Raw genomic sequence first — 11,674 nt, forward strand, 5'->3', positions numbered from 1 at the left:
CGATCCTGTCCTGCCTGTACCGCCTGCCCCACCCGAGGAGTACGAGATGACCGCCGCCCCGATCGTGATGGACCCGCTGGCCCGGGACAACGCCGCCGAGGGGGCGTTGCTGCGGGCCGCCGGGCCGGTGGTGGCGGTCGAACTGCTCGGCGGGGTGCGGGCCTGGGCCGTCACCCGGCACGGGGCCGCGCGGGAGCTGCTGACGGACGCCCGGCTGGTGAAGAGCGCCACCCACTGGGCGGCGTACCAGCGCGGGGAGGTGCCGAAGAGCTGGCCGCTGATCGGGCTGGCCGTGCCGGGGCCGAGCATGGTGACCACGGACGGGGCGGAGCACCGGCGGCTGCGGGCGATCGTCGCGCAGGCGTTCACCCCGCGCCGGGTCGAGCTGATGCGGCCGCAGATCGAGAAGATCACGGCCGAGCTGCTGGACGGGCTGACGGCGGCCGGGCCGGTGGTCGACCTCAAGTCGGCCTTCGCCTTCCCGCTGCCGATGACGGTGATCGGCACCCTGCTCGGCGTGCCGGAGCGCGACCACGAGCTGGTCCGCTCGCTGTACGAGCGGTTCTTCAGCAGCGTCGCCTCGGACGTGCAGGCCACCATCGCCGCGCTCAACGCCTTCGTGGCCGGGCTGGTCGCCGAGCGGCGGGCGGCCCCCGGGGACGACCTGATCAGCGCGCTGCTGGCCGCCGACGTGGAGGGCGGGGCGCTCACCGACGCGGAGGCGGCGGCCACCCTCCGGGTGATCATCGCGGCCGGCCACGAGACCACGGTCAACCTGATCACCAACGCCGTCCGCGCGCTGCTCACCCACCCCGAGCAGCTCGCCCTGGTCCGTGCGGGCGAGGTCGAGTGGGCCGCGGTGGTCGAGGAGTCGCTGCGCTGGACGCCGCCGACCAGCAACTTCCTCTTCCGCTTCGCGGCCGAGGACCTGCCGTACGGGGACGTGGTGATCCCGCAGGGCGAGGCCGTGCTGATCTCGTACAACGCGATCGGCCGGGACCCGGACCAGCACGGCGGCACGGCGGAGCTCTTCGACCTCACCCGGGACGCGGCCCGGCACCTCTCGTTCGGACACGGCCCGCACGTCTGCCCCGGTGCTCCGCTGGCCCGGCTGGAGGCGGCGGTGGCGCTGCCGGCCCTGTTCGAGCGCTTCCCCGGCCTGGCCCTCGCGGTGCCGGAGCACGAGCTGAGCCCCAACCCGACCATGGTGGTCAACAGCCTCCGGGAGCTGCCCGTCCGTTTGTGACGGTTGGTCAGTTCGAGTCGGGTGCCTTGGCGTGGGGTAGGCGCTGCGTTAGCGTCTTCAACTCCACCCCCATTGGGTACGGATCGCACTCAGGTACAGCGCAGCTCTGGTTCCGTCTCTCTCGACTGTCTGAACAGCTGGCTCCCACGCCTTGGCCCGGAGGTCCGACTTGACGCTCCCTCATCCAGCGATCTTCTCGTCCGACTCTGCACCCGTCCGCCCGGACCTACCCGTCGACCCCGGTCGGCGCCGCCTGGGGCGGTCGTTGCTGGCCGTACCGGCGGTGCTCGCCCTGACCCTGGCCGTGGGCTGCTCCAACAGCTCGGGCGGCGGCTCGGGGGCGAGCGGCTCGGCGGCGGCCCTGACCGGTGACTGCGCCAAGTACCAGCCCTACGCGGGGCACTCGGGCACGAAGGTCACGATGTACGCCTCGATCCTCAGCCCGGAGTCGGACTCCCTGGAGAAGTCCTGGGCCGAGTTCAGCTCCTGCACCGGGATCAAGATCTCCTACGAGGGTGCGAACGACTTCGAGTCGCAGCTCCAGGTGCGGGTCAGCGGAGGCAACGCGCCCGACTTCGCGATCATCCCGCAGCCCGGCCTGCTCGCCCAGATGGTGAAGACCGGCAAGGTGGCCAAGCCGCCGGCCCAGACCGTCACCAACGAGGCCAAGTGGAGCCCGGTCTGGAAGACCTACGGCTCGGTCAACGGCACCTTCTACGCGGCGCCGATGAGCGCCAACATGAAGTCGCTGGTCTGGTACTCGCCCAAGTACTTCAAGCAGGCCGGCTACGAGGTGCCCAAGACCTGGGCCGACCTGATGGCGCTGAGCGACCGGATCGCCAAGGCGGGGGCGAACGGCAGCAAGCCCTGGTGCGGCGGGATCGGTTCGGGCACCGCCACCGGCTGGCCCGCCACCGACTGGCTGGAGGAGGTCGTGCTCGGCTCCTACGGCGGTGACGTCTACGACCAGTGGGTGAGCCACCAGGTGAAGTTCGCCGACCCGAAGATCACCGACGCGATGCAGAAGGTGGCCGGCTGGATGCAGAACCCGGCCTGGGTCAACGGCGGGTACGGCGACGTGAAGTCGATCGCCACCACCACCTTCCAGGACGCCGGGGCGCCGATCCTCACCAACAAGTGCTGGATGCTCCAGCAGGCCTCCTTCTACCAGGCGCAGTGGCCCAAGGGCACCAACATCGGGCCGGACGGCGACATCTTCGCCTTCCACCTCCCGGCGGTGAACCCCGCCGTCGGCAACCCGGTCGAGGGCGGCGGCGAGTTCCTGGCGGCCTTCTCGGACCGGCCCGAGGTGCAGGCCGTGCAGAACTACCTGTCCAGCGCGGAGTGGGCGAGCAGCCGGGTGAAGGTCTCCACCGGCTGGGTCTCCGCCAACCAGGGCGTGGACAAGAGCCTGTACACCGACCCGATCGACCGGCTCTCCGCCGACGCGCTGACCGACCCGGCGGCGACCTTCCGGTTCGACGCCTCCGACCTGATGCCGGCCGCGGTCGGCTCGGGCCAGGAGTGGAAGTCGCTCACGGCCTGGTTCGCCGAGGGCCAGTCGATCTCCAAGGTCGCGGGCGACATCGACAGCGCCTGGCCGTAGCCGAGTCGGGGTGCCGCCCGGCGCGAGGCCGGGCGGCACCCCGACTCCCGGTGGGGTGGGTTGGCTTTCCGGAGGAGGGATGGTCGTATGTCCGGGCATGAACCGGTGGCCCTGCCGGTGAGTTCGATGCTGGCCGATTCGGCGTGGACGGACGCCACGGTCAAGCTGGGCAACAGTTTCGGTGCGATCGCCGGGTTCCTCGGCATCCTGCTGGTGGTGTTCTTCGCGGCGGGCCGGGCGAGGGGCCGGCTCGGGCGGCCGCTGGCCATCCTGGTGTTCCTGGGGCCGGCCGTGCTGCTGCTGATCGTGGGGTTGGTGGCGCCGCTGATCCGCACCGTCTACCTGAGCTTCTACAACGACGACTCCACCCGCTTCCTGGGCGGGCGCAACTACGGCTGGGCGCTGACCACCGGCTCGATCCACCAGGTGCTGCTCAACACCCTGCTCTGGCTGCTGGTGGCCCCGCTCGCCGCCACCGGCCTCGGGCTGGTGCTGGCCCTGCTGGTCGACCGGATGAAGCGCCAGGCCGTGTACAAGTCGCTGATCTTCATGCCGATGGCGGTCTCGCTGGTCGGGGCGAGCATCATCTGGAAGTTCGTCTACGAGGCCCGGGACACCTCGCAGCACCAGATCGGCCTGCTCAGCCAACTCGCCATCAGCCTTGGCTGGTCGCACCCGCCGAACTGGATGCTCTCGCACCCGCTGAACAACTTCCTGCTGATGGCGGTGATGATCTGGGTCCAGACCGGCTTCGCGATGGTGGTGCTCTCGGCCGCGATCAAGGCCATCCCGGACGAGGTGACGGAGGCGGCCCGGCTGGACGGGGCCCGTGGGGTGCAGCTCTTCTGGTACGTCACGGTGCCGATGATCCGCACCACGCTGGTGGTGGTGCTCACCACCGTCATGATCACCACGCTCAAGGCCTTCGACATCGTCCGCACCATGACGGGCGGCAACTTCGGCACCCAGGTGCTGGCCAACGAGATGTACTCGCAGTCCTTCGTGCAGTTCAACGTCGGGCGGGGGAGTGCGCTCGCGGTGATCCTCTTCCTGGCGGTGCTGCCGCTGGTGGCCTACAACATCGTCCAGTTGCGCAAGGAGCGTGAGACCCGGTGAGGCCAGCTGTGAAGGGTTCAGGTTCGGCTGCGGGCACCGGTGCCGGGGCGGTGCGGAAGAGCTTCAGCAGTCCGTTGGCCTCGGTCTTCGTGATCGCGGTGACGGTGCTCTGGACGATCCCGACCTTCGGGCTGCTCGCCACCTCGCTCCGGCCCAAGCAGGACGTCACGGACAGCGGTTGGTGGGAGGTCTTCGCTCACCCGCAGCTGATCCTCTCCAACTACCACACGGTGCTCTTCGAGGGCGGGTTCGGCGTCAGCGGCGGGCTGATGCCGTACCTGGTCAACTCCCTGGCGATCAGCATTCCCGCCACGGTCTTCCCGCTGGTGATCGCCGCGATGGCCGCCTACGCGCTGGCCTGGGTCCGGTTCAAGGGCAGCGACACCGTCTTCTTCGTGATCTTCGCGCTCCAGGTGGTGCCGCTGCAGATGGCACTGATCCCGCTGCTCCAACTGTTCTCCGGCGGCGCCCACCTGGGCGGGGTGACCGTCCTCCCCTCGCTCGACCTGCACGGGACGTACGCGCCGGTCTGGCTGGCGCACACCATGTTCGCCCTGCCGCTGGCGACCTTCCTGCTGCACAACTTCATCTCGCAGCTGCCGCGCGACCTGATGGAGGCAGCGGTGGTGGACGGCGCCTCGCACTTCAAGATCTTCCGGTCGATCGTGCTGCCGCTCTGCACCCCGGCCCTGGCCTCGTTCGCGATCTTCGAGTTCCTCTGGGTCTGGAACGACCTGCTCGTCGCACTGACCTTCGCCGGCGGCACCCCGGAGGTGGCGCCGATGACCGTCCGGCTGGCGCAGCTCTCCGGATCCTTCGGCGGGCGGTGGGAGTTGCTGACCGCCGGTGCCTTCCTCTCGCTGATCGTGCCGCTGATCGTCTTCTTCGGGCTCCAGCGGTACTTCGTCCGGGGGTTGCTGGCCGGGTCGGTGAAGGGCTGACCCGGTGAGCAGCCGACCGCGCGGGGGCGGTCGGCCGCCGGGCCGTTCGGTTGCCGGGCCGTTCGGCGGGCTGGGCCCAGGACGTACGCTGGACTCGGCCAGACCGACCCGAACCCGCCGGCCGCTGCCGGCGGGGCGACCGAAGGACCAGCGATGCCGTACGACCCACCGACCCACTCGGTCGAGCGCTCGCTGCGACGGGCCGGCGCCCAGGTGGTGGTCGGGCTGGACGAGGTCGGCCGCGGCGCCTGGGCCGGGCCGGTGACCGTCGGTGCGGCGGTCACGGGCATGCGCAAGCCGCCGGAGGGGCTGACCGACTCCAAGCTGCTGACCGAGCGCAGGCGCGAGGCGCTCGCCCCGGTGCTGGCCGACTGGGTGCAGGCCTACGCCCTCGGCGAGGCCTCGGCGCAGGAGTGCGACGAGCTCGGCATGACGGCCGCGCTGCGGCTGGCGGCGGTGCGCGCGCTGGAGGCGCTGCCGGTCCGGCCGGACGCGGTGATCCTGGACGGCAAGCACGACTACCTCGGCGGCCCCTGGCGGGTCCGCACGGTGATCAAGGGCGACCAGTCCTGCGTCTGCGTCTCGGCGGCCTCGGTGCTCGCCAAGGTCAACCGCGACGGCCTGATGGCCGAACTCGGTACGGACCACCCCGCGTTCGGCTTCGCCGAGAACGCCGGCTACCCCTCCCCGGTGCACCGGGCCGCGCTGGAGGAGTACGGCCCCACCGAGCACCACCGGCTCTCCTGGTCCTACTTGGACGCACTGCCCCGGTGGAGCCACCTCAAGCGGGTCCGGGAGTCGCCGAGCCAGGACGAGCAACTCACCCTCGGTTTCTGACGGTTTGTCCTCCGGTCCTTGTGTTCAAAGGGTGGGGCGCCCGTGCGCATCCGACCGGCATTTGATAGATATTCGGGCATGCCTGCCTTCCCCGAGGAGCCGGAGATTCACGAGAGCATCCCGGGCCCCGGCGTTCCCTTCCCCCGAGAGTCGGACGCACAAGCCCCCAGCACGCCTGCCGCCGGCAGCGCGTCCCCCGTCCCCAGCACGCCGTCCGCGCCGAGGGCCGTCGTGCCCGGCCCGCGTCCGGCTCCGCCGCGCGCGCCCAAGCCCGGGCCGCCCCGCCCCGCACAGCCGCCCAAGCCCGGCCCGGCACCCCGCCGCGCCGTGCCGGCCGTCCAGTTCGTGCCGGCCACCGCGCAGGACGCGGTGGAGCGCGCGGACGAGGCCGTCGACCAGCTGCTGGAGTCCGGCCGCCGTCCGGAGGACGTCCTGGTCCTGACCGTCGGCGAGCCGCACCCGTGGCAGCAGCACGAACTCTCCTTCGGCGAGGCCGGCTACTGGGCCCAACTGGCCGAGGGGGGCGACGTGTTCTACGCGGACGCCGCCACCCCGCGCCCGCTGCGCCGCGAGGTGGTCGTCCTGGTGGTCAACGAGACCTCCGCCGCCCGGGTGGAGAGCGCCGTGCGCACGGTCCTCGACCACGTCGGCGCGCTGCTGCTGGTCTGCGGCGAGACCGCCCGGGTCGCCCCGCTGCTCCCGGCCGAGTACCGCCCCGTCCCCGCCTGACCACCCACCGACACCGCCGAGCAGTCCGCCCCGGCCCTCCTCTGGGCCGGGGCGGACGTGCTCGTGCCGGTGTTCCCCGTGAGGTCCGGGGCGTCAGCGAGCGGCGGTGCGGCGCAGCGAGTCCAGCGGGGTGACGGCGGACGGACGCCAGACCCGCTCCTCGGCCGCCTCCCGGGCGCCGCGCGGCGGCAGCTCGGTCACGGTGTGCACCGGGCCCTCGGTCCAGGAGCCGGAGTGCGGGGTGCGCCCGCGCCGTCCGTCGCCCAGCGAGTGCCAGCCGGCCGGGGTCAGCGCGATGTACGAGCCGCAGCGCAGCCCGTGCAGCGTCGCGGCGTCCCGCAAGGCCCACATCCACGCGCCGTCCTGCTCCGTCCACTCCGTCGAGCCGTCCCGGCAGCGCATCAGCACGGCCGTCCGGGACGGGGTGCTCAGCCGCAGGTCGTGCGGGATGATCTGGCGCAGGTGGGAGAGGATCGCGTTCCGGTGCTGCCAGCCGTCCCGGGTGTGCGGGCGGGTGGCGAAGGAGGCGGAGGCCGCGACGTGGTGCTCGGCGTCCAGCACCGCGAGCACGGTGGTGCCGGGCTGGGGCAGATGGCGCTGGTGCAGCTCGGTGACGAACTCCTTGGGCGCCCGCAGCAGCGGTACGCCGGACTCGGCCCAGTGCTCGAGGGAGAGCGACCGTCTCTGGGCCGGGGAGAACTGACCTCGGTCGATACCGCTGATCACGATCCTCCTTTCCCGGCCCGCAGAGCACGCGGGCACGTGCGTACGCCGAAAGACGGGTCCAGCGGACCGGCCATGGGGTACGGTCCAATTCTCGGGTCTGGAGACCCCGAGCGGCAACGATGAAATGATGAACGCAGCCCGATTGCCGCTGTTCTGTCAGATATATCCCACTCCTACCGTGCCGCCATTCGGTGGAACCGGGTCTTTTCGGCCATCTCCGCCCCCGGCCTGGCGGCATTTCCGCCCCCTGACCCGCACTGGGTCTCGCCCTGGCTAGGCCTGGACCGCCAGGACCAGCGGCAGCACCGCACTCGCGCCCGCCTGGCGGAGCAGCCGGGCCGCGACCGTGACCGTCCAGCCGGAGTCGACCTGGTCGTCGACCAGGAGGACCGGACCGGGGTTGGCGGCGAGGGCGGCGTGCAGCTCCTCCGGGAGGGTGAGGGTGCCGGCCAGCGAGTGCAGGCGCTGGGCGCTGTTGCTCCGGGGGCCGTGCGGGGGGCGGCCGGTGGTGTAGGCGATCTGCCCGAGCAGCGGCAGGCGGCCGATCTTCGCCAGCTGGGCGCTCAGGCTGCCGACCAGGGCCGGACGGGTGGCGGAGGCCATCGCGACCACGCCCACCGGCCGGGCCAGCCGGGTGCCGTCGGGGCCCTCCGCCCCGGCCCAGCCGCCCGGCCCGCGCGCCCAGTCGGCCAGCACGCTCACCAGGGCGTCGACCAGCTCGGCCGGGACGGGTCCGTCGGGCGCCTGGTCGGCCAGCAGGGTGCGCAGCTTGGTGCCCCAGCCGATGTCGGAGAGCCGGCCCAGTGCCCGGCCGGTCTCGGCCTGCTCCCCGGCCGGGATCCGGCCCTTCAGCGGGACGCCGAGCGCCTCCATGCCGGTCGGCCAGAGCCGGCGCGGCTCGAACGGGACGCCGGGCCGGCCGAGCGCGGCCCGGGCGGCCCCCAGGGCCTCCTCCGAGAACTCCGCCCGGTACCGGGCGCCCGCGCAGTTGTCGCACCGGCCGCAGGGCCGGGCCTCCTCGTCGTCCAGCTGGCGCCGCAGGTACTCCATCCGGCAGCCCGTGGTGGCCACGTACTCGCGCATCGCGCTCTGCTCGGCCTCGCGCGAGGCGGCGACCTTGGCGTAGCGCGCGGTGTCGTACGCCCAGGGCGTGCCGGTGGCCGTCCAGCCGCCCCGCACCCGGCGGACGGCGCCGTCCACGTCGAGCACCTTGAGCATCGTCTCCAGCCGGGCCCGGCGGAGGTCGACCCGGGTCTCCAGCGCCGCCGTGGAGAGCGGCCGGTCGGCCTCGGCGAGGGCGTCGATCGTCCGCCGCACCTGCTCCTCGGGCGGGAAGGCGAGCGAGGCGAAGTACCGCCAGATCGCCTCGTCCTCGCGGCCCGGCAGCAGCAGCACCTCGGCGCGCTCGACGCCGCGGCCCGCGCGGCCGACCTGCTGGTAGTAGGCGATCGGGGAGCTGGGGGAGCCGAGGTGCACCACGAACCCGAGGTCGGGCTTGTCGAAGCCCATCCCGAGCGCCGAGGTGGCGACCAGGGCCTTGACCCGGTTGGCCAGCAGGTCGGCCTCGGCGCTGCGGCGCTCGGCGTCCTCCGTGCGCCCCGAGTACGAGGCGACCGGGTAGCCGCGGTCGCGCAGGAAGGCGGTGACCTCGTCGGCCGCCGCCACGGTCAGCGTGTAGATGATGCCGGAGCCGGGCAGCTCGGGCAGGTGGTCGGCCAGCCAGGCCAGGCGCTGCGCGGGATCGGGCAGGGCGAGCACGCCCAGGCTGAGGCTCTCGCGGTCGAGCGGGCCGCGCAGCACCAGGGCCCGGTCCCGGCCCTCGCCGGCTCCGCGGTCTCCGCCGTCTCCGCCGTCTCCGCCGTCTTCGTGGTCGGGCGCGCCGACGGGTGCGCCGAGACCGCCGAGGGGTGCGCCGCCGGTGCCGAGCTGCTCGGCGACATCGGCGGTGACGCGGGCGTTGGCCGTCGCGGTGGTGGCGAGCACGGGCACGCCCGGGGCCAGGTCGGCGAGCATGGTGCGCAGCCGCCGGTAGTCGGGGCGGAAGTCGTGGCCCCAGTCGGAGATGCAGTGGGCCTCGTCGACCACGAGCAGGCCGGTGGCGGCGGCCAGCTTGGGCAGCACCTGGTCGCGGAAGTCGGGGTTGTTGAGCCGCTCGGGGCTGACCAGGAGGATGTCGACCTGGCCGGCGGCCACCTCGGCCTGGATGGTCTCCCACTCCTCCGGGTTGGCGGAGTTGATGGTGCGGGCGTGGATGCCGGCCTTGGCGGCGGAGTCGACCTGGTTGCGCATCAGGGCGAGCAGGGGGGAGACGATCACCGTCGGCCCGGCGCCCCGGGCCCGCAGCAGGGCGGTGGCGATGAAGTAGACGGCCGACTTGCCCCAGCCGGTGCGCTGGACGACGAGTGCGCGCCGGTGGTCGATCACCAGGGCCTCGATCGCCAGCCACTGGTCCTCGCGCAGCACGGCGGACGGCCCGGCCAGCTCCCGCAGCACCGCCTCGGCCCGCGCGCGGACGGCGGGGCGGTCGGGGGACTGCGGGGCGGCCTGGCCGGGGAGCTGGCCCTCGGCGTGGGCGTCGGTCGGCTTCTGCATGGGTCCATCAATACCGGTTCCGACCGACAGGTGGGGCACGGCGGTGGTGGTCCGGTGGTCCGTGCCGGGGGCATTGTCACTGGTGCGATTGGCCGATGAGTCGCTGACTGTCCGTCATTCAGCCCTATTCATGGCCCAGATGGGCTAGGCCATGTGGGGGATCAATTGCTGGACCCCCCGATTTATCCACAGGAAAAGGATCTGTGCGGACGAAAGTGGATCTCGCGGGTCAATCTTCCGGACATGAACCACGAACACGCCGCACCCCTCCCGGGCCCGACGCCCGGCCCGCTCCCCAGCTCGCTCGGCCTCGGCCTCCCGACCCGGATGCGCGGCCCGGGCGACATGGCCGAGATGCTCCCCTACCTGCTCGGCTTCTTCCCCGACGACAGCATCGTCGTCGTCGGGCTGCACGGCCCCCGGCTCGAGCAGGGCGGGGTGATCCGCCTCGACATCCCCGAGAGCCCCGATACTTGGCCGTCGATCGCCGCCGACACCGCCCGGCTGCTGATCGAGCTCTCCGAGCAGCGGGGCAGCCGCCCCAGCCAGGTCCTGGTCTACCTCTGCCACGATCCGGCCGACGGCGACCGTCCGGGCGTGGTGGCCCGGCTGGCACCCCTGGCGGACGCACTGGTCGATCGCTTCGGCGATCACGACATCCGGGTCCGCGAGTCGCTGGCGATCGTCGAGGGCCGCTGGTGGTCCTTCCTCTGCCGAGGCACCGGTTGCTGCGGGCCGGACGGCACCCCGATCCGCTCCTCCCGGGCGCCCAGCCCGGTCGCGGCGGCCGCCACCTTCGCCGGGCTGGCCTCCCGGGGCAGCCGGAAGGAGATCACCGCCGCCCTGGCCCCGGTCCGGGGCACCGAGGCGGAGCGGCTCGAGGTCGAGCTGCACCGGGCCGGCCCCGCGCTGATCTGCCTGCTCGGCAGCGCCGCCGAGCGGGGCGAGCTGCTCGACCGGGTGAGCCTGCTGATCGACCGCGCCATGACGGCGTTCCGGGCCGGCGCGGCCGAGCTCGATGCCGAGCACACGGCCCAGCTGCTCACCGGCCTGCAGATCCGCGAGTGCCGCGACAGGGGCGCGGAGTACCTGGAGCCCCACGAGCTCGCCACGGCCCAGCGGCTCTGGCGCTACCTCGCCCGCCGGGCCGTCCCGCCCTTCGAATCCTTCGGCGCCGCCCCCCTCACGCTCCTCGCCTGGACCTCCTGGCTGGCGGAGGACGTCGCCACCGCCCGGATCGTCCTGTCCCGGGCGCTCGACCTGGACGAGGAGTACACCCTCGCCAAGCTGCTGTACGAGTCCCTGAACGCGGGGCTGCGGCCCGACGACCTCCTGGACGGCATCCGTCAGGAGCGCGCGGCCCGCCGGAGCCCGGCAGCCCGGGCGGCGGAGCAGCCGGAGCCCCCGTCGCCCGGGCCCGGCCCCGGACCCTCCGACCCGCCAGCCGCACCGGGGCGTTCCCGGACGCGTCGACGCCCGCCGGGCCCCCGGAGCCAGGCCGACCCGGAAGGGCGGGAGCCCCTCGACGCCGCCAAGAACCCTGACGCCGTCAAGACCCCTGACGGCGCTGAGGCCGCCGACGGCCCGGAGGCTGCTGACGGTCAGGAGCCCCCGGGCGCCGCGAAGGCGTCCGAGCCCCCGGTCGTCCCGGAGAGCCCGGAGCCCCCGCCGTCGTCTCCGGTCAAGGGGTGCGGTATCCCGGCAGCGGTCGCCGAGGAGTCGTACGGTCCGCCGCACACCGCCGCCGGCGCCCCGGCGCAGCCGCACACCGCCGCCGGCGCCCTGGCGCAGCCGCGCACCGCGGGCAGCCCGCTGCCTCAGCCGCGCACGGCCGGCGGTCGCTCGCCGCGGCCGGGCACCAGGAGGCCGCAGTGAAGCAGC

At 73.1% G+C, this 11,674-nt stretch carries 9 protein-coding genes; 7 read left to right on the forward strand and 2 right to left on the reverse strand.

The features are described from left to right. Positions 1-46: 46 nt before the first annotated feature. The 6 genes from CFP65_RS26455 (at position 47) to CFP65_RS42600 (ending at position 6,475) form a co-directional block, all read left to right on the forward strand. Positions 47-1,246: a cytochrome P450 gene (locus CFP65_RS26455; RefSeq protein ID WP_104818535.1), complete on the forward strand. Its 1,200-nt coding sequence runs from the start codon at positions 47-49 to the stop codon at positions 1,244-1,246. A gap of 265 nt (positions 1,247-1,511) precedes the next feature. Next, positions 1,512-2,852: an ABC transporter substrate-binding protein gene (locus CFP65_RS26460; protein WP_254552576.1), complete on the forward strand. Its 1,341-nt coding sequence runs from the start codon at positions 1,512-1,514 to the stop codon at positions 2,850-2,852. Positions 2,853-2,939: 87 nt separating this feature from the next. Then, complete coding sequence (locus CFP65_RS26465) at positions 2,940-3,968, forward strand: carbohydrate ABC transporter permease (RefSeq protein ID WP_254552577.1); 1,029 nt, start codon at positions 2,940-2,942, stop codon at positions 3,966-3,968. Positions 3,969-4,018: 50 nt separating this feature from the next. Next, positions 4,019-4,909 (forward strand): carbohydrate ABC transporter permease, encoded by an 891-nt coding sequence (locus tag CFP65_RS26470; RefSeq protein ID WP_254552578.1) that lies wholly within the window; start codon positions 4,019-4,021, stop codon positions 4,907-4,909. A gap of 153 nt (positions 4,910-5,062) precedes the next feature. Next, positions 5,063-5,746: a ribonuclease HII gene (locus tag CFP65_RS26475; protein ID WP_104818537.1), complete on the forward strand. Its 684-nt coding sequence runs from the start codon at positions 5,063-5,065 to the stop codon at positions 5,744-5,746. A gap of 327 nt (positions 5,747-6,073) precedes the next feature. Continuing rightward, positions 6,074-6,475 (forward strand): hypothetical protein, encoded by a 402-nt coding sequence (locus CFP65_RS42600; protein WP_104818538.1) that lies wholly within the window; start codon positions 6,074-6,076, stop codon positions 6,473-6,475. Between the two features lie 93 nt (positions 6,476-6,568). On the opposite strand, the gene CFP65_RS26485 is transcribed toward CFP65_RS42600, so the two are convergent. Together CFP65_RS26485 and CFP65_RS26490 are read right to left on the reverse strand one after the other, a co-directional pair. After that, positions 6,569-7,201 (reverse strand): hypothetical protein, encoded by a 633-nt coding sequence (locus CFP65_RS26485; protein ID WP_174805574.1) that lies wholly within the window; start codon positions 7,199-7,201, stop codon positions 6,569-6,571. Between the two features lie 273 nt (positions 7,202-7,474). Continuing rightward, entirely contained in the window at positions 7,475-9,793 is a 2,319-nt protein-coding gene (locus tag CFP65_RS26490) for a RecQ family ATP-dependent DNA helicase (RefSeq protein ID WP_104818539.1), read from the reverse strand. A 243-nt stretch (positions 9,794-10,036) separates the two neighbouring features. Here CFP65_RS26490 and CFP65_RS26495 point away from each other — a divergent pair, with 243 nt between their 5' ends. Continuing rightward, positions 10,037-11,668 (forward strand): DUF4192 domain-containing protein, encoded by a 1,632-nt coding sequence (locus tag CFP65_RS26495; RefSeq protein ID WP_104818540.1) that lies wholly within the window; start codon positions 10,037-10,039, stop codon positions 11,666-11,668. The last annotated feature ends 6 nt before the right edge of the window (positions 11,669-11,674 follow it).

It is taken from the genome of Kitasatospora sp. MMS16-BH015 (assembly GCF_002943525.1).
Classification (GTDB): domain Bacteria; phylum Actinomycetota; class Actinomycetes; order Streptomycetales; family Streptomycetaceae; genus Kitasatospora.

What these genes read in the sequence shown, in the direction of transcription:
- CFP65_RS26455 (WP_104818535.1), top strand. Translation starts at nt 47, where the DNA reads ATGACCGCCGCCCCGATCGTGATGGACCCGCTGGCCCGGGACAACGCC.
- CFP65_RS26465 (WP_254552577.1), top strand. Translation starts at nt 2,940, where the DNA reads ATGTCCGGGCATGAACCGGTGGCCCTGCCGGTGAGTTCGATGCTGGCC.
- CFP65_RS26495 (WP_104818540.1), top strand. Translation starts at nt 10,037, where the DNA reads ATGAACCACGAACACGCCGCACCCCTCCCGGGCCCGACGCCCGGCCCG.
- CFP65_RS26490 (WP_104818539.1), bottom strand. Translation starts at nt 9,793, where the DNA reads ATGCAGAAGCCGACCGACGCCCACGCCGAGGGCCAGCTCCCCGGCCAG.
- CFP65_RS26475 (WP_104818537.1), top strand. Translation starts at nt 5,063, where the DNA reads ATGCCGTACGACCCACCGACCCACTCGGTCGAGCGCTCGCTGCGACGG.